We start from the raw sequence: 21031 nt of genomic DNA, 5'->3' as shown, positions 1-21031 counted from the left end.
GAATTCTGGTAGTTAGAATCGGCTAGCTACCATTATTCGGAATTCTGGTAATTAGAATACGCTAACTTCCATTTTTTTGAATTGTGTTAGTTAGAATCGGCTAGCTACCATTATTCGGAATTCTGGTAGTTAGAACCCGCTAACTTCCATTTTTCTGAATTGTGGTAGTTAGAATCGGCTAGCTACCATTATTCGGAATTCTGGTAATTAAAATGCGCTAACTTCCATTATTCGGAATTCTGGTAGTTAGGTGAGCGCCCTCTTACGGACACTTCTCAGAATTATGTCCCTAACAACCCCTCTTACGGACATTTTTCGGAATTCTGTCCCTAACACGACTCATTTTTTCGACAATACTCAAATACATCCTCACTATCACCCCCCGATTCACATAAATATTCTCGCCCAATTTTTATTCATCTAAAAATATTTTACATATGTATTTAAATTAAAAAATTATGACAATTTTGTTATTGATATTGATTATCATTTGCAAATATAGGATAATAATCGTAAGTTGAAATAATTAGGAGGAATCATGACTGATGAATATTACAGACGTTACGATTATCGGCGGGGGTCCAGCGGGATTATTTGCAAGTTTCTATTCCGGGTTAAGAGGAATGAGTGTTAGAATAGTTGATTTCCAAAATAAATTAGGCGGTAAAATGCACGTCTACCCTGAAAAAGTCATTTGGGATATAGGGGCACTTGCGCCAAAACCTTGTTATGAAGTTATTCAAGATTTAGTTCAACAAGGCTTACATTTCGGTCCAGAAGTGTGCTTAGAAGAAAAAGTTATTGATATTAAAAAAGTTGAAGAACAACATTTTATTATATATACAGAAAAAGGTCATGAGTATCATTCAAAATCTGTCATTATTGCTGTTGGTAGTGGCATTATTAAACCATTAACTTTAGATATTGAAGGTGCTGAGCGTTTTGAATTATCTAATTTAAATTATGTTGTACAGTCAATTCAGAAGTTTAAAGACAAACACATATTAATTTCGGGAGCGGGAAACTCTGCATTAGACTGGGCTTGTGATTTATCAGAATATGCGAAAAGTGTTACGCTTTGCTACAGAAAAGAAGAAATTTCTGGCCATGAGCATATGAAACAATTATTAGATAAACTTGATATCTCTAAGAAACCAAGTATGGTTATTAAACAACTTAACAGTGATCCTGATAAACCTGTCATTACAGAAGTTGTTTTAGAACATGTTGATACAAAGGAACAAGAAATCATACCTGTTGATGAAGTTATCATTAGTCATGGTTTTGATCGTGAATCAGAATTACTTCATAACGCACAAACTAAAGTTAACTTAGTAAATGAATTCTTTATTGAAGGTTTAGGAAATGCTCAAACTTCAGTACCCGGCATATTCGGTGCTGGGGATATCCTTAAACATGATGCAAAAGTTCATTTGATTGCTTCTTGTTTCAATGATGCTGCAAATGCTGCAAACTTAGCTAAAAGCTATATCGATCCTGAAGCACAAGCAGGTGGTCGCGTATCGAGCCACAACGACGTCTTCAAAGAAAAGAACAAAGAAGTTATTAAAAAATATATCGCACAATCATAATGCGAATCATTTACCTTCCAATCTCTTTAACCTTATAAAAGATTGGGAGGTTATGTTTTGTTAAAATTACTAAATTTTTATGTACATATCATACTTGAATAATCCTCTTGAAACTTTTTCAAATAATATTTAACTTCCTCATCTGATAAATCTTGCTCATGATCTACTTCATTAATAAAATCAATATACAAATCATTCATAGTTTCCCAAAACATTGATTTAACAGTATTTATTTGGTCTGAAACCCTTAAAGTTGTTTCAGACCTTTGCCCTTTTTATCATTTACTCGCCCTTTTTTTGCCCTTTTACTATGATAAATTATTAATCCTTATCAGTTCTTTATATACTTCATCTATATAATATGCCATAACAACGTCTAATACTCTTAAAAGTTCATCAATTGCACTTATTAAAAGTTCTGACATTTCATTCAAGTTTACTTTATATCCTTTTGCTGCCTTGCTTTTTATTGGATTTACACCATTAATAGCATCTTTCAATCCATCTTCTACAGATTTCTTTATATCATTACCATCTAGAGTTATCTGAAATATACTTGTTGTTCCATCTTCGTATTCTTCCATATGTCCATTATGTTTAACATAATTATTGTAAAATCTAAGTTTTTTCATATGTTCCTCATAATAATTGTTAAGCATATTTATTAATTCCGTGTTTTGTGGAACTCTTTTTATATTTTTTATTCTAAAGTTAATTTCGGTATTAATTCTTTTTTGATCGTTTTCGTAGAATGTTTTATTATCATATTCATCATAAGTCATGAAGTTTAATAATTGGTATAAATTATCATATGCTGATTGTAGATATGAGTTACTAGATTGTATATTGATTAGTTTGTGGTAATCATTCATGTCATTTTTATCACCACTTGAAAATTTAATATAGTTATTCAAATATACTATTGAAGTAACTATATTAAATATAACCGCTTTATACTTTAAAAAAAGCATCTTTTGTGTACTTTTTATCTTAAAATTATTTTTAAACTGTTCTCCAACTGCTAAAAAAGTATCGGCTATATAATATTTATTAATTACATCTCCATTCTCAAAATGTATCTGAACACCTTCCAATGAAAATTTCATATAATAACCCCTTTTTAGAAGTATTATAGCATTCTTATCAAAGTTGATGTATTTAATTTTGAAGTATGCGAGATTAATAAATTTGATAGTGAGCGTAACAAGTTAGAGATACTAGAGAATGGCGAAAAAGTGTTATTGAGTATGGATTGTATTGTTGGGATAGAGTAGAATTATAATAATGGAAGTTCGAAAAAATGAAGGGAATGGTAGAATGAACATTTTAAAAGTTGTAATGTCTTTCTTAGTTATAGCTATTTTGATGATAGGATTATCTTTTGCTGCGTTTATGGTGTATGAGAACACAATAGCAAAAAAGGATGATGTATCAACCAGTGTTAATGAAAAACATCAAACTGCCGAAAACGATACTAGTATGAATAGTGGACAAATAGCAGAGGATAACAACGAAGTGTCAGAAGAAAAGCCCGAATACTTACCTCACTTATCTGATAAAAATTATGCATTCAGACTTATGACAATTAATAGAGATGCATTACCTGAGGGAAGTAGAGAACAAAAAGAATATGATGGCACTATACAAACTGCACGTACAAACATTGCAAATGGTCTAGGTAAAAACTTTGATTACAAAATTGTTGAACAATACGAAGCAATGGCTGCTGCAGGTAGCAATCAAGGTAACACAAAAGAATATATTAAAAACCATCCATATAAATAACTCACCAATTAAGGTGGGTTTAACTTTTTAAATATGGATTGTATTATTGAGATAAAGTAATAATCATACTAATCTAATCAATATATTGTATAATGAATTATCACACTAAGGAGAAAACATCATGAAAATTAGCAAACCACTTAAAGAAACAGGTTGGACTGAAGATGAGATTCATAAAAGATTAGATTCAATTATTGAAGAAGAAATTGTTGATGTTACAGAGATTGAAGATATAGACGAAATAATAGAAGAATAAAAAAAGAGGAAACCGTAATTAACAGTCTACCTCATATATACTTCTAACCTCTTCCACCTAATTAAATTATATCATAAAAAAAGCCCACCAATTAAGGTGGGCTTTTTTTATTGTAAAAACTATTAATATAATCCTTTATACAAACAATTTATATTAAGAAATTAGCAATTAAGTTTTTAGCATTAACATTTTCTCGAGTTTCCGCTTTAGTATTTTCTTTCATTCTTTTTTCAACATATTCCGACTCAACATATTGAATATGTTTATATAAATCTGGGTATAAATGTTTTTCACGATAATGATATTCTGCTAATTTATTTTTTATATCCATTCTTATTCTACTTAAGACTATTTTTTCATAATACTCTTTCTGAGATTTCACTGATCTTTTTAAAGCATTTACACTTCTACCTAATTCGAAGTATTCTCTGATTTTCCCCTGAATATCTTCTTTACGAATTTCTTCGTTATTATCATTTTGTTCATTCGATCTATCCATCATGGTAAGGTATTCTTCTTTTAACTCATTATGACGACTTTTTTCTTTTTCTAATAAACGTTTAGTTTTCTTTAAATGTTTAAAGCTAATCTTAAGTTTGATTCTAATTAATGGTATTTTATTAATTTTACTTGGTGTGGGAGTAGTTAAGGATACTTTATCAAAATTTAAAAATGCTCCTTTTTGTGCAATAATTCTTTGATTAGTGTTTAACTGTTTTACTTTACTAAATAAATTAAACTTATCATGTATCTCTGGATCAATGTTATATAAATCTAAAGTTGCAAATTCAAAGTCATTAGCACTAGTATCAGACACCATAAATAGCAATGCTATATATGGATTTTCAGTTATATCAATCAAACTTGTTTTCATACCATAATGCTGTAAATGAGCAAGCTCTTGCTCTCTCATTTTTATATTACTTTCATCAGAAATTGCAGGATAGTACTGAACTAAGTCTGGATACCTATACATAATATCTTTATAGGTTATTTCAAACTTATTTTTAAGTTCATCATTAGTGTTTTTTCTAATTATACCAGGTAACATTTCCCAATCCGTACATTGTCCTCTTGAAAATTTATATTCTCCATCAAGTTGTTGTAGAAGTTCTTTATATAAATAAAATAAACTCCAATTATTATTAAACTTTTGCGAGTCATCGATTAATCTGACGTTTATTTTTTCAGTTATACTACCCACTTTTTTTGCGAGTTCTTCATTATTGCATTTAGTATTTGAAGAAACTCCTTTTATTTTGTATAAAGTATTGTTACTTTCATCAGGGTTTCGAACTTTAACCTTTATATCAATATTAATAACATCAAAATACAAATCTTCCTTATAACTTTTTTCAATGTCACTATAACTAAATTCTAAATTTGTCATATCAAGCCTAAATTTATCAACCTATAACTAGCAGCTGACTCAGATACTTTTAATTTTTCGGAAACATATTCATATAACTTTCGCTTTTGTTCAGAAGTTAAATTAGTATTTTGATCTAAATTATTAATTTTTAAAAACGTATCATAGAGTGTTTCAACTTGAATTTCAGGCATTAAAATACTTGCAGCAAAACTATTTGCAGCAATTTCATTTGAATAATCTACTGGATTTTTATAATTTGATTTATCTATTGTTCTAAGATTAGTGCCATCGTGATTGAGAATAAAATGAGCAAATTCATGTGCTATAGTAAATCGTTTTCTATTTTCAGAATGATTTTCATTAACAATTATTTTATTCCCTTCAAGACGACCAGAAATATCATAACCTAAGTTTTCTTCAACGATTTCAAGATTAAATGCTTCAACAATATCTCGAATCTTGATATGAAAGTCTTTAGTCGATATTGAATGTTGCTGATCATTTAACTTTCCACCAATAACACTGAGTATCGATTCATTAAACAATTGTCTGTAGGGTAATGTTTGTTCTACTTTGCTCATATTATCTCCTCCTTTAGATTAAATATAAGCTATAAATATAGCATATTCAATACATACGTTCTAAAAAAGGTTACAAAATGTAAACTTTTCGTACAATATGTGACACATTCTTCTATTAATTCCATACAAAAACCACTCTAGATGATAGTAAAAGGTCTAGAGTGGCTTATTAAAATAGAATCATTCAACAATAAGGAATGTTAAATCGGGTATTAAGCCATTCCTTGTATTACTAAATTACCAAATTATGCTAAATATGGCAATAAAAATTTAAAAATAACCCCATCACACAAAGTAACAGGGCAAGTTAATGGTTATTTATATATGAAAATCCAGCACTATATAAGTGCTTATATATAGTAATACTACACTTTAGGTATTAAATCAAATAAATAACACCCCACATAAGTGAGGTGTAAAAAGGTATTACCAAATATGAGTTTAAAACTAAAACGGAGATAATAGGTTTAAACTAATTTAATTATATCACTATGGATAATCTAGTCAAAATAATAACCTACTCAATTGTATGAATAGGCTCGCCGTCATATTGTGTTTAATATGTCTGTTTAAATAGTAACATATAAAATATTAACTTTAAACAAAGAATCCCTCATCTAAAAATTGATGAAGGATTCAATACATTTGTAATTAAAAGATTAAAGTTTATATGAGCAAACACAATTTAAAGGGTCTATATTTATATTATCATTTTCTGACTATTCTTACAACTGATGTCTACATAAAAAATAACCCTACCTAGTTTACGCTAGATAGGGTTTTGAATTTGTAGCAACGGAACTGCTACAGATTATCGAATTTAGTTAGCAAGTTGATTACATCTGGTTCTTACAAAACAGTTAAATCACAACGAGAAGGGAATGGTTCAACTATCAAGAATCAATCTCAATATGTATATTATATCTTAAATTTTGGTTAATAACTAATATTATCTTTCCCAGTTATTTATCTTATAGTTCTTTTTTCTTCTTCTTCAAACATTGGGAATAATATTCTCTTACATTTTTGAACAGAATATTTAATATTATTTATATCTTTATTAATATCTGATTTATATTGTTCTAACAAATCTACCTGTTTAGTTCTAATTACTTCAGCATTTAAATCATACCAGCTTGTCATTCCGTCTTTCTCAATAACTGGATCCACTATTAAATCCACACCTTCATGAGTGAAAATATGTCTATCATTTACTGTGAATTTATTTATAGTATTTATGTTGGGCAATTCCAATTCGTTATGTTTATCTTTTTTGACTGTATTCTTGTAAAAATTAGTGTAATCCCATGCCTTCTGTCCTTCAAATTTTATTTTCTCGTTATGGTAAAGATATATTTTCACAATCAATTTATTCATAATGTCATCAAGAGTCGAAAGCAATCTTATACAATAATTCACATGATAAGTAGTATCCAACAATTTTTGAAAAGTCTCTTCTTTTGCTAATTTATAATTATTAAAACTATCATCAAAATGACTATAAGCTTTTATAACGTGAAAGAAATTACCATCGAATAAACTTATTATCTCGTATAGCTCATAGAGTGGCTCATTATTTCTTTTTATCAATTCTTCTGCCATAAAATTAAATGAATACAAAAATTGCTCATCCGATTCTTTATACGTCCCCATAAATACCCCTCATTTCTATTTTAAAATTATATACTAACAAATCATATTTATCTATATTCATTTATATACCTAGTCACTAACATATAAATAATTGTATAATATAGGTAGTTGCTATAAGCACCCCTTTTAATTTATATATTTCCCTCTAACATTCATTCCACTTGTTAGAGGGTTTTTGATATCATTGTCACTAGCAAATGTATGGTGGTATAATAAACGAATTATGTAAAAAGAACTAGTGTTGTTAGCTATCGAAGATTTTACTTGTTATGCATTCAATCATTTTCTATAATGCTTAAAGTCTGGTCGTTTCATTTTACTTTTCACTTACTTTCACAAATGTGAAGCCCTGTACATTATAGTAAAGGGCTTCTTTTTTAACTTTATATATACTTCATTTGTTCTCTAACTTCATTTATCATTTCACTAGTATCATCTTTAATTTGGAAGCGGCGTTTACTAAGAAGTTTAAAAATATCATATGGATCATACATATTTCGAATACACTATTTAATACAGCTAATTTAATTTGCTATTATCACTTAGTTTATCCGCTTCTTCTTTAAATTCTCTATTTATCGTATACAACTTTTCATTTTCTTCATTCACTTCATAATTATAGTTTATAGTATTTTCATATTGCTTAACAGATTGAGCATACATAATCATTACACGCTTTACTTGTTCGACTGATTGTTTTATATCTCTTAATTGTTTGATATTCATTTTAAGCCTCCTTATTTAAGAAGAAAGGGTACCTACTTTTCGGTACCCAATCATCATTTATCCACCTAAATTATAACTTCTTTGACGATATAATTGCCCCTGTCTTTGGTTAACCACTTTAGCGACCTCTTTTCCGTCCATGTAAACATTAGTATCTTTTCTGGCAATTTGTTCTTGTGTTCTTCTGCTTGACTCTTGAATATTCTTACTTTGTTTAAGTACTTCCAATACATTTGTAAGAATTTCTTCTTCTTTACTAAATCCAAGCATTTCACCTGTTCTATCCCAAATCACTTTATTTCTCGCACGCTTAGCTGGATCGTGACTGATTACAGATTCACTAAATCCACCTTCAGCAAGCCAAGCTATTTCAGGCATGCTCACAATACCACCATCTGCATATCCATGACCTTGACCAATATTTCCTAACAATCTTGAACCATATGTCTTTTTGGCATAGTTCATGCCTGCTACAAGATTGTGTAATGGATTCCAAATGTCACCCATACCTTTACCTTGATTGGCTTTGAAAGTACCAGGCTTAACTTGCACAAGACCCATTGCATTTCCGTCTGCTAATCCGTCATTGCCACCCATAGCATTAGGATTACCGCTTGATTCAGTTTCAATCTGTTTTATCCAAGCATTGATATATCTTTTTGTAACAGGTAGATTGGCAATTTTCAGTGCAGTTCTAACTGCATTTAACCAACCGCCGCCACCAGATTTACCACCTTTACTATTTAAGAAAGCTACTGGATCTTTAGTGTTCTTGTTTGTTAAAGCATTTGCTGCTGGGTCTTCAATTTGTGTATGCAAGTGTGGACCAGAAGTATAGTGACCACTGTTACCTGTTTGAGCGAATGTATCACCTTGTTTAATTTTTCCTGTCTTCAGTACTCTATCTAAGTGAAGATAGTATTGAGCAACTTTACCACTTAAAATTTGAGCGATTGTACCTCCACCAAAATCACTTTGCTCTCTGACAATACCACCAGTTGGCGCTTGTATCTTTTCGTGAATATGTGGTGTATCAATACCGAAATGTCGTCCACCATTGATTGATAATGGATAACCTGGCAATGGTTTGTTTGGACTGTATCCGAAACTAATTCCATGTTTCAAGATACTTGAGCCGTCAACATTTCCGTATCCACCCGCTTCTTCAAACCATTCAGCAACCTTTTTAACAAATGCTTTTTTAAGACCTGCATAACCATGCTTCAAGAAATCTCTCATTGCTACAATTCTTTCTTTAGGTATCTTAAGTAAATCGAAACTAACTCCAAATTTACTCAAAGCAAGCTGGACTAAATCTGCTGGATTTTCAATATAATCCCACACTTCAAAGGCTTTAGAAACACCTTTACCAGCTATCTCTCCACCTTTTTTAGCAAGTGTATCTGTTCCAGCATTCCAATAAGCTTTTGCTACGTCAAAACCTTGTTCAAATGCTGATCTCTTATTATTGGTTTGCTTCTTAGTTGCTGAACCTGCACTAAATCGAGGTATACCACCATACATATTTTGCGTATCTCGCCCATTGATTACTTCCATACCTTTTCGAAGCGGAAGTATTACATCTCGTCCTCTAGGTGCAAATAATGAGCCGTCTTTATCTCTGATTAGTTCTTGATGTCCGTTACGACCTTTTCCGTTACCTGGTCCTTTATCGTTAACCATCGCTAATGTATCTTGTTGTAATTGACCTTTAGAATTTGTTTTAACTGAATTAGTGCCACCAGTACCTGTAGATAATTCGGCAATCTTATTCTTGATTAAGTCTTTATCCATAATCTTATTAGATAACCAGTTAACACCATCAATCATTGAATTTAAGCCTTTGATTGCACCATTAGCTACTGAATTACCTAAATCTTTAGCTACATCAAAGAAACCGTCTTTTGCATCAATTATGAATTGCTTAATTTTGCCTATCCATTCAGTTGCTTTATTGTACATAGATTCAAAACCATTAATTACGTTGTTTTTAGTCGTGTTTGCTAAATCAGTAATCTTGTCTTTAATTGATATCCATGTATCACGTGAGTAATTGTATATCTTATTGAATATTGATTTAACACTATTCCACAATCCATTAAATTTGTTTCTAATATTACTCCAAATATTTTGAGCGATTGATGTTACTTTGTTCTTCAATCCATTCCATAAATTAACTACAAAATTACGTATACTCGTGAATATCGACTTTATGCTATTCCATAATCCTGTGAACTTAGTACGCACATTATTCCAAATTGTTTGTGCAATGCTAATGACTTTATTTTTTATAAAGTTCCACGTGTTAACTAGGAAGTTTCGAATTGAAGTGAATATTGATTTGATACTATTCATCAATCCAGTAAACCTATTTTTTACACCGTTCCAAATATAATTAACTGCATTCATAAACGTTGCTTTAATATTATTCCACATGTTGATAAAGTAACGTTTTATATTAGCACTAAATCTTATGATCACTGCTATAATCTGACCAACAAATGATGATTTAATTAATCCGACAATGATATTAAAAGCGCCTATGAATATCTGTTTAATACCAGACCACATTAATTTAAAGTTGCCTGTTAATAATCCAGTAAATACTTTGATAACACCCATAATGACATTTAATGCGCCACTAATGATTTGTTTAACCGCTTCCCATGTATTTCTTATAACTGTCTTAATAACTGGCATCATCCATTTAATGATATTTACAATTGCTGTTGAAACAGTCTTTATTAAATTCCATAAACTAATCAAATTAGGCTTCATGTTTTGATAAGTTGTATTGATATTCTTACCAATCGTTTGTATGAATGTACCTAAGTTTTTCATACCATTCATGATTGCTGGTTTCATTTCATTCCAGAATTTAATTAATTGTCCACCAATTTGTAAACCAAACTTCTTAACCTCACTAACAACAACAGAGAAAATACTTTTAACGTTGTCTGCGAATATTGTTAACCCTTGTACTACTGAAGGTGGCAGTATCTTACTTAATGTGATCACGCCATCTTGACCGTTTCCTTTAAACAGTTGGAAGAAACCTTTTACAACATCAAATACTGTCATAAATGTTTTTTTGATACCATTTAAAGCACCATTAACAATATTTCTAAATGTTTCTGATTTCTTATAAGCGACAATAAATGCTGTACTTAGCGCAACTATACCTAACGTTACTAGACCAACTGGACTTACTAATTTAGCTAAAGTCCATCCTATTTTTGGGAATTGCTTTGTAATACCTGCAATTGCACCTTCTGAACTTTTAGCAGCAGTACCAAATTTAGATAAGAATTGTAGAAATCTACCGAATGGTCCGAATATACCTGCGATGATACCTGTAAATTTACTAAATACAGTAAGAAGCGGTCCAACAGTTACTAAAGTTATTGCTCCCCATTGCATCACACTATTAATCAGCTTTTGAGTATTCTTGTCTAAACTGTTATACCATCCTACAATACCTTTGATACCGTTAACGACTTTATCAAGCACTTGCCCTAGAGTTTCTCCCCACTTTGCAGCAGTACCTTCCATTCCGTCAATAGCAGTAGTTAAATCATTCATTAAAGGTTTCATTTTACTGAAGAAACCTCCACCTTTACCACCAGCATCTAAGAAACTAGCACCAAGTCGTCCAACTGCTGCCCACATGTTAGCAAGAGATGCAGTAAAGGACTTTTGTCCCATTTTTTTAGCTGCGCCACCAATATTTGTTTCGATAGCATTTAAGAACATCTTACTTGAAATTTCTCCGTCACTTGCCATTTTAAATACTTCATCAGCAGTGACTTTTGCCTCTTTAGCAATCCATTGATAAATAGGTATACCACGTTCAGAAAGTTGTTGTAACTCTCCGTTATACGCTTTGTTCGAAGTTTGGACTTTGTTTATAATTGAACCCATTTCTCCCATACTTGAACCAGCTATCGCAGCTGCATCTCCTGTTAAACTTAAATATCTAGTAAGTTCTTTACCTGGTTTGATTCCAGCTGCAACTGCACTAGATGCAGTCGTAGCAGCTTCACCTAATCCGAACGATGTGCCTTTAACTGATTCTAAGGCGTTATCCATGATTTTTTGAACACTTTCACTACTATGACCTAAACCATCTAACTTAGCTTTAGCGTTATCAATCTCAACCAAACGCCCGAAACCTTTACCAATGGTTATACTTGCTAAAGCACCACCAGCAATCATTGCAGGCTTTGTAATTTTATTTGTAAGGCTAGTTCCTAGTTCAGCTGATTTATTTGAGATATTTTTAAAAACCGAACCAACCTTTTCAAAGCCTTCGCCCGTTTTGAACACTCTATTCATTCCACGAGTCATATTCTTTTCAATACTTCTTGCAGCACGATCAGATGCTTTCTCAATATCATTTAATCGATTAGAAATAGCATTAAACGCCGATTCCATTCCACTTTGGTTGGCGCTAAATTTAGCTTGTAACTCTTTAATAGTTGCCATATAAACACTCCCCCTTTTGGTGAGTATTTATAATCATTTTATCTTCTCCTATTCGTTTAATTGCGATAATTTCATTAAAAATCAATTCAATAACCGCTTCTATTCTTCTAAAACCACACTTTCAAAATACCTTAATTACTTTTTGTCATTTAAAAAATCAATTATATCCATTTTTTATGTTTCTTCTTTAAAAATTCTTCTAGTTTTTGAATGTTGATTAACGTTAGTCCAGGTGTTAAGTCGAGGTATAGTCCTTCAACTCCTAAATTGTCTTGTTCATACGATTTCAACCAGCTATACACTGTTGTTCTACCTACTCCAAATAATTTACTAATTGGACCAGGTTTAGCATATATAGGGTTAAACACAACTTGACCTGAATCTACTACTACATTATTTTTATTCGGTTGTATGTTTGGACTATGCATAGTTCAGCCCTCCTATTCAGCTAACTTTACTAACTTACGCAATTCATCTTCTGTCATGTTCGTCATGATGTCGTCAGTAAATGTAATGTCTCCTGTATGTTCGACAGAGTGTTTATCATTCCATTCGGATTTTCTATTTTTAAGCCAAAAGATAATCGCTGTTGTGTCTGGTGCTACATGTTTAGTAACCTCTTTAGTTACTACTAGTTCATACTTGCCTGTTTTCTTGTTGAACACTCTTTCCGTTGTCTTCTCGACAATTTCATATCCCATTGCTCTTTTGTGTAGAGAACTTTCAACTTCTCTGTCTACAACTTCCTTGCCTCTTTTTAAGGCCTGTAAAATTGGTACATGAGCCTTTTTCCAGTTATATAATGTTTTCACACTACACCCTATATTATAGGCTATTTGTTCATCAATTAGACCGTCTCTAGCCCACCCTTCAATCTTTGATAAGCCCTCGTGTGTTATCCAGTCTTTATACGATACCCTCGCCATTAAATCACCTCCTTTCTACGTTTGAAGTCATGATGCTCATATTGGTGCTTATTTTTTAAATGGTCATATACTTCTCGCCAATCAATGACTTCTGGCTCTATGTTAAACTCATAGTCAAGATATCCTTGAATTTCATTTGATAATTCGTTTACTTCTTCATCTTCAATCGGTTCATCTTTCTCTCTTTCGTCTTGTATTTCTGCCAATGTTCTTTTGAATTTATTTATAAAATGCGAGTCTCCACTAATCTTTCTCTTTCCATATTTTTGATAGTACAAAATAGCATCAATTGTTCTTACACAACCTAAACGATAAAAAGCTTCATCAACATCTTCGTTAGCTTGTTTAAACACTTCAATTTTGCGTTGTAAACGTTCTTTACGCTCTATAATGTGAATAGATAGATCACATGTATTAAATACTTTAGTAGACAAACCCATAGCATCATCTATCCCCATTGTCGAACAATTCAAATGATATAATTCTTCTATTTCAGCTTTTTTATTCTCTATAACTACTCGTTGAAACCTTTTGTTATATTTTGTTAATAACGCTCTATCAGTAACTGAATAAGTCATTTAGTACACCTCACAGAAATTTAGTAAAATCAAGTTCTTCAGGTTCTATTTCTGCTTTATTTTCTGGCGTTTCATTCACTGTTTCTTCTTCAATATTTCTTTCACTTTCTTCATTTACTAGTACGATTTTTTTAATAAGTTCATTTATAAAAGTTATATAATCCTCTGGCATGTTAGGGTATGATTTCATTTCTTCTAGTAGATATATATAAGCTTCAAGTCCTTTTTGTTTAGTACTAACTAGGTACTCGTAAAACTTAAGCCTAGTGTAATATTCTGATATCATTTCTTCTTTCGTTATACGTTCAAGACCTCTCTCTGTTATAACCTCTTGTAATACTTCTAGCATCGTGTTGTTATAACAAACGTTTGGATCCCCACCGAGATATTCATTTCTAAATAATTCCCAACGTAAAAAGTTGTCTTCCCATTCTTTACTCACCATTTTTTTATAATTAGCTTTAAATTCAAGAAGATGTTGATTATCCATACTTACCTCCCATATTTGCATGAAGTCCCAAAATAGGACTTCATTATATTTTTTGACCTGAGGTACTGATTTGGTACTTTAGCTTGTCTTCTTCATTTATATCTCTCCTTTACATCCATTCTTTATGTCTTCTATTTAGATACTGTTTAAATTTCTGAATATCTACTAACGTCAACGTTGCTGATAAACCTACATATAATTCTTTTACTCCTTTATTGTCTTCGTCATATTCTTTTAGTAGCTTATAAACTGTACTTCGTCCTATCCCAAATAATTTATGCAGTTGATTTGGTTTTGCATATACTTGTTCTACAATCTTTTCTTCACCTATAAATGTATTGATTTTAGTAGGTGGTATAATTCTTTTTGGCAATTCTATTTCCTCCTTTAGTTTTAAGTTATGGACTTTTTTTGTCTTCAATCGTAGTTGTAACTACACTTGTACAATTTTGTCCAACTGTATTTTATTTATAGTTTGCTGTTACTTATTTTTGAGTAATAGCTATCGCTCATTTTTGAGCAATAGTATGCGATCATTTTTGGGCGTGTACTTTTCAATGTGCTCAAATTTGAGCGTGTTCATAGTCATTTCTGACTATATACTTTTTAATGTGTCAATTTTGTCAATTAGAAAAGAAGCGGATTAACGATATATAAATCTATATAAGGTTGCCCCCAATTTAAAGCCATCCTTTAACGAACGCATTTTTACGTTGGTTAAAATATACGAACTCAATTTTGAGTTGGTCGAATAAACGAGTCCTCATTTGGCTCGGTTAAATTAACGAGCCGACATTTCGGTTTTCTAATAGCAAAACGCAATTTTGCGTTTTGAGAAATTAGCCATTAATATACAGAACCCAATTTTGGTTTTTGACCCACCGTACCGTTTCTGTACTTCAGCTTTTCTAATATCACATTTTGTAATTAGAATCATCTAGTCGTATTGGCAATGTGGTTTTATATCATAGATTTTTTATGAGGTCGTGAATCTCTACCCCATGTTAAAGGAGGTCGTGTTTCACGCACCCCTTTGAAAGGACGGAACAAATCGTTCCCCCATTAGAAAATGGATATTTGCGTTTTCTAATCCAGAGAACTCAAAATTGAGTTTTGACGTGATGCACTAAATTGGTGCATCAGTTTATCTAATTGTTTCAAGATGTTGTTTAATCCCAATCGATGACCTCGTGATTCACGTCTCAAATTTGGGAGTCTGTATTTCACCGACACCTTATGATGGGGTAACGAATCGTTACCTCATAAACCTTAGAAAACCTAATATAAAACCTTTTCAAATATTGACTTTTGAGTTTGTTCACGTCTTTTTAATCTTGCTGGCGACATTTTACTAACGTGATTTTGTTTTTGTTTATCTAACCAATCTAATAGTTCTTTATCCGCTTCCTTCAATTCATTTAATTGCTGCTTACGTTTGGCTTTACGTTTTAAATAATTACGTCTATTACGTTCTCTCGTTTGTTCTTTATTGAGTTCGTTATATTTTTTCATATATTTAGATTTTTTTGACATGTCACTTCACTCCATATCACTTTTTACTAAATTCAAATAATTTCTGACTGTTACTTACATCTATGTTCTATACTCACATTTTCCAACAATTTTCTTAATAAGTATTTATATCAACATTTTTCATCATTTTTGAGAGGTTGGGAGGGATGAAAATCACCACACCCCTCCTATATTTGAAAATCCTTAGCATTTCAGCCATGTTTACCACATATAAAAGCCCAATATATCAGGCTTTTATACCAACATATCCCAATAATTACTTATTAGGATCATATAGAATAGTCCCATTCGTTCTCACCCAAATAACATGTAATGCATAATTTTCCGCTTCAAGTTCTTTAATATAATTTGGATCAGCATCATCATGTTTTGCATGCTCTATTTTTTCTGATAAATACCTCTGAAGTTCTTGCAATTCCTTGTTAAGATTTTTATATTCATTTTCATAATAATCCAATAAATGATACCTCTTTCCTATATAGCATATTTGCGTTTTAAAGGCTTAATTTGGGACGTTAAACATTTTATAACTATTTGTATTACTCAATATGCTAACGCCCTAAATTAGCTATCCTTTCACTTGAATATCGTAAGTAATCAATTATCAATGAAATATATTTGGTCAAAGTGTTTTTCTTTAAAATCATTATCGAACAGCAAACCAAATTGATAGTTAAACCAGTCATACTTAATTCCATCTTTTGTAACTTCGGTTGGAATTAGATGATAATTATCACCACGAGTGAAATGTTCAGTTGATTTAATACATTTATGTTCCGTTTCATCAATGTGCATTCAATAACCTCCTAAAAAGGTGGATCACTGATATCATAGGGTAATCCGTTCGTTGTTTTTTGGTCTGGTTTCTTTTCTGCTTTTTTTGTTACATTACTTGATGTGTCCTTAAATTTCCCTTTTCTCCTTCTGTCCTTACCTCTCATTTCAATTGGCGTTGTATTCTCCATCATTCTCGAGAATATCCTTTCCCAATCTTTATCGGTCGACAGTTCTTTTTGATCAAGGTTGGTCGTATAAATGTTGTGCTTGCCTAATCTTGATTGAATGATAGTTAGTAATAATGACATTTGCGTTTTATAGTTAGCTGAAGCGCCAACATCATCGAATATTACTAAATCAGCTGTTCTGATTAGTTGTAGCATTGTTTCTTGATAGTTTTGTTTTGCCAATAATGTATTTGAGTTCCAACTCATTGTTATGTTATTTAAAAGCAAGTTAATATCTAAATACATAACTCTATGATTCTTTCTCACTTCATTCATAATAGAAGCGGCTAACATTGATTTACCTATCCCATAATCCCCAAATATGAATAAAGATTGAGGATTATATAAATCAAAGTTAGCTGCGTACCTTTGACATATCCTAGAGGCTCTATCATTCATCGAGTTTTCTGGTTCATATTTATTGAAACTAGTGTTTTGAAAGTTCTTAGGAATAAAAGATAATGACTTCTTAAAATATTTATCTCTGTTAATCTTTTCGAAATGCTTTATATTGCTTTTTGCCAATTCATTCAAGTTGCAGTGACAGTTATAACTCCATTCGTAACCATTCTCATGCTTTATGTCGCTAACTATTCGACCACAGCCTGAACAAATATAAGAGTCCGATTCATAAGTTACAGGTGACCCCTTTTCTGCTTCTCTGTACTTCATCTGTATCATTTTCTAACCTCCAATCAAAAAGGAAGATTTTCATCGGGTATTTCAGCAAATTCCATTTCCTGATATGGTGAATAATGTTCTTCTTCCTTTTGCCATTTATTTTTATTATTGAATCTATGTTGCCTTTTCAGTAAATATTGTTCAGCATCTTCTTTCGTCTTAACTCCGTTTCTATTCCAATCCATTAGTACACTATTGATATACGAATACTTTTGGGCGCTATTACGTGCAGCTTCTTGTATTGCTTTACAAACTAATTCTTTACCAAATTTATCGACATCTTGTCCTAAATATTCATAATCAGTTCCGTTTAATGCTTGAATTGATTTGTTGTAATAATCGACTATCTTTTTAAAATCTTCATTGCTTACGCTCTGAGGATTATTAACATTATTATCGTTATTAACCTTATTAACATTATTGTTTGTTTCTTTCTGTTTCTTTTCTGATTCTTTTCTGTTTTCTTTCTGTTTCTTTTCTGTGTCATTTCTCTGTCTTTTTTCAATATCTTCATTTTGGTAAACATCATAGTTTACAATGGTTACAAGTGTTTTTTTAGTGTCTTTTTTCAGCACTATCATTCCATCGTCATGTAAGATATTTAGAAACTTATCTACTTTAGTAATTGACCAATTCCATTGATTGCCTAACTTCCTTAATGATGTTAATTTTTGACCACGTTTTACAGTTATCAATTGGCCATCATGCATAACTTTTCCATCTTTATGATTCGCAATTAGAATTAAATCAATCCATGCTTCGAATTTAGAGAACTTTCTTTCTTCTTGAAATAACCAGTGATTTTGTATTGATCTGTGTAAGCTTATCCAGCCTAAACCTTTGCTCATTCATCACTCCCTCACTTTCTGAATCCATGCTATAATTTAGGAAGATGAAATTTTAAATCGAATGATTTCATCTATGTTCTAAATGCCTTGCACACTTGAAGTTTGGTCGCTACGGTGTGTGAGGTTCTTTTTATGCGATTCTTTAATTAAACGGTTCATATGTTGTTCTAAGAACTTAAGGAAATGGTTATCATTCTTTTCAAGTAAATTCTTTTCTTCTTTAGTTTCTGCTACTACTGATAAACCCGCTTCGATTTGTTTGAATTTAACCATGTTGAACCTCCATGATTGCTGACATTGATAATTCTGCAGTTGCTAGGCATGTATTCTCACTAAAATTAGGTATTAATTTTTGTATCGTTTCTAATGGTGCATTGAGCAATAGTTCGTCTGTCTCACTAGATCGTATATTGAGCCATCCTATTGCTGTCTTAATTATTTTCACTTGTACTTTCATATTTATTACCTCCAATTAATATCTTTCTATTTTTAATGCTTCTTTCAGTTCGTTTATCACAAAAATTAGAGCCATTCGAATCATGGTCATTTTGTCTATTGGTGACGAGCCGAAATATAACACTCCGTCATCAAAGTTAGCCGCTTCACTTAAAACAATTATCATGCTTGTTACCTTCATCTTAGCTACAGGTTTAAAACTTTCTAAAGGATCAGTAGAGAGCATCCCACGTACTTTAAGCATCGTATAATTCAGATAATTCACTCGGTTGACAACACTTGATTTACCTTCTAATTCGATCACATATACGTCACGAACATCTGCTAACGCTTTTTCTAATTCTTCAATACTCTTTTTAATATTTTTAATTGCCTTTGATTTCAAAATTAGTCCTCCTAAATTAAAGCCATGTTTTATGTCTAGTATTGAGATAAGCCTGAAATTTCTTAATATCAACTATCGTTAAAGTAGCTGATAGTGAAACGTACATGTTCTCAATACCATTTTGTTCCTCATCATATTCTTTCAAAATACGATAAATACTAGATTTACTAATGCCTATTAACTTAGGTAGTGCAGAGACCTTGCAATACAAAGGCGATACAACAATTTGAGTTGGATCGGTAACAGTATTTTGTTTTGTTGGAATTTCTTTTACATCTGACATTTGTATGCCTCCTCTTTGAGCTGTTGTTAAAGTAATATTTTGTAGACTTATAAATCTTTCTGTAGATCCATTTTGAGGTTTATATTTCATTTTTCACCGTTATTCATACCTAAAAGAAACTTTTTGACACTTGAATTTAAAAAAATATTTCATCAATTGTTATGTCTGGAAAATGAGTCTTTCTTAACATATCTCTAAAAACCAACATTTCTTTTTTCTTAAAACTTATCTTTCCAATCTCTTTTAGTCTGTATGCTGTCACAGAAATATTAAATTTTTCAGCTAAATCTTTTTGAGTATATCCCAACATTTTTCTGTATCCTAAAACTTTATTCACCTAATCACCTCCAAAGAAACTTTTTGACACTTAAGAGTATAACATCCTGTTGTTATTATTTCAACTAATTATTGAAACTTTTTGACTTTTGATGTATTGTTAACTTATTAGTAAACAGAAATGAGGCGATAAAGTGGACTTAAATAAAGAAAATGTAGGAAGCAGGATAAAATCTATAAGACTGTCTAACGGGTATACAATGGAAGAATTTGGGCAATTGATAGATAACGCTAATAAAAGCCTTGTCTCGAAATGGGAACGTGGTGCTTCATTCCCTAACAAACACCGAATAAAAATAATTTGTGAATTCGGTAAATGTAGTATTTCTTACCTACTATATGGATCATATGAAGAGTTAATTAAAGGCTTAATTAATGATTATTTTAAAAATCATTCTGAACTAGACTTTTTAGATAAAGATGAGCTTATTTCTAAATATATTCAAGAATATAACACTCGTAAGATTTTATTATTTGAGGAAGTTAGAAGAAATATGAAAGTTGCAAACGAAGAAATAAAAACTTCATCTTGGGACTTAATAAATAATAGAGATCAGATTTTATATGATGAGATAAACAATACTATACTTTCTGATTTAGAAAAATTATTCGATATATATACTTCGAATACTGGAATCCAAAGACTAAAACGTTTCAAAAATATGTCTAATATTTTGCAAACAAACTTTAAAGATGATGAAGATGCTCTATCCGAATTTTTAACGTCTAAATTAAATGAGATGTATGAGGATGAACGTATTGTTTATAGTTTAGAATCTCATGACATTATTAAAAAAGACGTCATAAAGTTCTATACTTCTTTATTAAAAGGGAAGTTTCTTCACGTATTATTTATAAATCTTCCTAATTTGATAGGTTATGTCCATGATGAATTAGCAAATGTACTTGAGGGGATAAGTTACGAACTTAACTTCAATAAATTTGACGGTTGGAATAATTTAGATGATGAAACCAAAGAAAGAATATTTAATCAAATAGATGAAATGGCATCATTATTGATTGAAATAGAATTAAGAAATTAAATCAGTTGAGGAATATAA

General features: G+C 31.1%; 26 protein-coding genes. 4 read left to right on the top strand and 22 right to left on the bottom strand.

From position 1 onward, the window contains the following. Positions 1 to 551 precede the first annotated feature (551 nt). Complete coding sequence (locus tag LQ677_RS07455) at positions 552 to 1592, top strand: NAD(P)/FAD-dependent oxidoreductase (RefSeq protein ID WP_159315941.1); 1041 nt, start codon at positions 552 to 554, stop codon at positions 1590 to 1592. Positions 1593 to 1669: 77 nt separating this feature from the next. On the opposite strand, the gene LQ677_RS07450 is transcribed toward LQ677_RS07455, so the two are convergent. Both LQ677_RS07450 and LQ677_RS07445 read right to left on the bottom strand, forming a co-directional pair. Next, complete coding sequence (locus LQ677_RS07450; RefSeq protein ID WP_239748236.1) at positions 1670 to 1807, bottom strand: hypothetical protein; 138 nt, start codon at positions 1805 to 1807, stop codon at positions 1670 to 1672. Between the two features lie 93 nt (positions 1808 to 1900). Further along, positions 1901 to 2698 carry a hypothetical protein gene (locus LQ677_RS07445; protein WP_239748235.1) on the bottom strand — a complete coding sequence of 266 codons (798 nt, stop codon included), beginning with the start codon at positions 2696 to 2698 and terminating at the stop codon, positions 1901 to 1903. A gap of 178 nt (positions 2699 to 2876) precedes the next feature. On the opposite strand from LQ677_RS07445, the gene LQ677_RS07440 reads away from it, so the two are divergent. Then, positions 2877 to 3377: a hypothetical protein gene (locus LQ677_RS07440; protein WP_239748234.1), complete on the top strand. Its 501-nt coding sequence runs from the start codon at positions 2877 to 2879 to the stop codon at positions 3375 to 3377. Positions 3378 to 3498: 121 nt separating this feature from the next. Continuing rightward, positions 3499 to 3633, top strand: a complete 135-nt coding sequence (locus LQ677_RS14705) for a hypothetical protein (protein WP_258236944.1) — start codon at positions 3499 to 3501, stop codon at positions 3631 to 3633. Positions 3634 to 3781: 148 nt separating this feature from the next. Here the strand turns inward: LQ677_RS14705 and LQ677_RS07435 are convergent, their stop codons facing one another. The 20 genes from LQ677_RS07435 to LQ677_RS07340 form a co-directional block, all read right to left on the bottom strand. Beyond that, positions 3782 to 5023, bottom strand: a complete 1242-nt coding sequence (locus LQ677_RS07435; protein WP_239748233.1) for an FRG domain-containing protein — start codon at positions 5021 to 5023, stop codon at positions 3782 to 3784. Further along, on the bottom strand, positions 5020 to 5586 hold the full coding sequence (locus LQ677_RS07430; RefSeq protein ID WP_239723648.1) for an ImmA/IrrE family metallo-endopeptidase: 567 nt from the start codon (positions 5584 to 5586) through the stop codon (positions 5020 to 5022). Before LQ677_RS07430 ends, LQ677_RS07435 begins: the two co-directional genes overlap by 4 nt. Before the next feature lie 966 nt (positions 5587 to 6552). Beyond that, positions 6553 to 7239, bottom strand: a complete 687-nt coding sequence (locus LQ677_RS07425) for a hypothetical protein (protein WP_204173871.1) — start codon at positions 7237 to 7239, stop codon at positions 6553 to 6555. A gap of 519 nt (positions 7240 to 7758) precedes the next feature. Continuing rightward, entirely contained in the window at positions 7759 to 7965 is a 207-nt protein-coding gene (locus LQ677_RS07420; RefSeq protein ID WP_204173870.1) for a hypothetical protein, read from the bottom strand. Positions 7966 to 8022: 57 nt separating this feature from the next. Further along, a complete protein-coding gene (locus LQ677_RS07415) occupies positions 8023 to 12450 on the bottom strand; it encodes a tape measure protein (RefSeq protein WP_239748232.1) in 4428 nt (1475 codons plus the stop codon). 161 nt (positions 12451 to 12611) lie between these two features. Beyond that, a complete protein-coding gene (locus tag LQ677_RS07410) occupies positions 12612 to 12878 on the bottom strand; it encodes a helix-turn-helix domain-containing protein (protein WP_204168710.1) in 267 nt (88 codons plus the stop codon). Positions 12879 to 12890: 12 nt separating this feature from the next. Then, positions 12891 to 13376, bottom strand: a complete 486-nt coding sequence (locus LQ677_RS07405) for a helix-turn-helix domain-containing protein (protein WP_204168711.1) — start codon at positions 13374 to 13376, stop codon at positions 12891 to 12893. After that, a complete protein-coding gene (locus tag LQ677_RS07400; protein ID WP_204168712.1) occupies positions 13376 to 13954 on the bottom strand; it encodes a hypothetical protein in 579 nt (192 codons plus the stop codon). The genes LQ677_RS07405 and LQ677_RS07400 overlap by 1 nt, the downstream gene beginning before the upstream one ends. 10 nt (positions 13955 to 13964) lie before the next feature. Next, positions 13965 to 14444: a hypothetical protein gene (locus LQ677_RS07395; protein WP_204168713.1), complete on the bottom strand. Its 480-nt coding sequence runs from the start codon at positions 14442 to 14444 to the stop codon at positions 13965 to 13967. Between the two features lie 109 nt (positions 14445 to 14553). After that, positions 14554 to 14817, bottom strand: a complete 264-nt coding sequence (locus LQ677_RS07390) for a helix-turn-helix domain-containing protein (RefSeq protein ID WP_204168714.1) — start codon at positions 14815 to 14817, stop codon at positions 14554 to 14556. Between the two features lie 905 nt (positions 14818 to 15722). Further along, entirely contained in the window at positions 15723 to 15977 is a 255-nt protein-coding gene (locus LQ677_RS07385) for a hypothetical protein (RefSeq protein WP_204168715.1), read from the bottom strand. Between the two features lie 256 nt (positions 15978 to 16233). Continuing rightward, positions 16234 to 16434, bottom strand: a complete 201-nt coding sequence (locus LQ677_RS07380) for a hypothetical protein (protein ID WP_239748231.1) — start codon at positions 16432 to 16434, stop codon at positions 16234 to 16236. 140 nt (positions 16435 to 16574) lie between these two features. Next, positions 16575 to 16772, bottom strand: a complete 198-nt coding sequence (locus LQ677_RS07375; protein ID WP_204168717.1) for a hypothetical protein — start codon at positions 16770 to 16772, stop codon at positions 16575 to 16577. Positions 16773 to 16783: 11 nt separating this feature from the next. Next, positions 16784 to 17662 (bottom strand): DnaA ATPase domain-containing protein, encoded by an 879-nt coding sequence (locus tag LQ677_RS07370; RefSeq protein WP_204168718.1) that lies wholly within the window; start codon positions 17660 to 17662, stop codon positions 16784 to 16786. A gap of 14 nt (positions 17663 to 17676) precedes the next feature. Continuing rightward, the gene (locus LQ677_RS07365) at positions 17677 to 18510 is read right to left on the bottom strand and encodes a DnaD domain-containing protein (protein ID WP_204168719.1); all 834 of its coding nucleotides are present in this window, start codon (positions 18508 to 18510) and stop codon (positions 17677 to 17679) included. Between the two features lie 78 nt (positions 18511 to 18588). Then, positions 18589 to 18783, bottom strand: a complete 195-nt coding sequence (locus tag LQ677_RS07360) for a hypothetical protein (RefSeq protein WP_204168720.1) — start codon at positions 18781 to 18783, stop codon at positions 18589 to 18591. Then, positions 18776 to 18967, bottom strand: coding sequence for a hypothetical protein (locus LQ677_RS07355; RefSeq protein WP_204168721.1), 192 nt, complete (start codon positions 18965 to 18967; stop codon positions 18776 to 18778). Before LQ677_RS07355 ends, LQ677_RS07360 begins: the two co-directional genes overlap by 8 nt. A gap of 15 nt (positions 18968 to 18982) precedes the next feature. Then, on the bottom strand, positions 18983 to 19351 hold the full coding sequence (locus tag LQ677_RS07350; protein WP_204168722.1) for a hypothetical protein: 369 nt from the start codon (positions 19349 to 19351) through the stop codon (positions 18983 to 18985). Between the two features lie 16 nt (positions 19352 to 19367). After that, positions 19368 to 19634, bottom strand: coding sequence for a helix-turn-helix domain-containing protein (locus LQ677_RS07345; protein WP_204168723.1), 267 nt, complete (start codon positions 19632 to 19634; stop codon positions 19368 to 19370). A 136-nt stretch (positions 19635 to 19770) separates the two neighbouring features. After that, positions 19771 to 19971: a hypothetical protein gene (locus tag LQ677_RS07340; protein ID WP_204168724.1), complete on the bottom strand. Its 201-nt coding sequence runs from the start codon at positions 19969 to 19971 to the stop codon at positions 19771 to 19773. A gap of 133 nt (positions 19972 to 20104) precedes the next feature. Between LQ677_RS07340 and LQ677_RS07335 the strand changes: the two genes are divergently transcribed. After that, positions 20105 to 21013, top strand: a complete 909-nt coding sequence (locus LQ677_RS07335) for a helix-turn-helix domain-containing protein (protein WP_308193312.1) — start codon at positions 20105 to 20107, stop codon at positions 21011 to 21013. Positions 21014 to 21031 lie beyond the last annotated feature (18 nt).

Source organism: Mammaliicoccus sp. Q-M61, assembly GCF_022386055.1.
GTDB lineage: Bacteria > Bacillota > Bacilli > Staphylococcales > Staphylococcaceae > Mammaliicoccus > Mammaliicoccus sciuri_A.
This window is presented reverse-complemented; position numbering and strand designations above follow the sequence as displayed.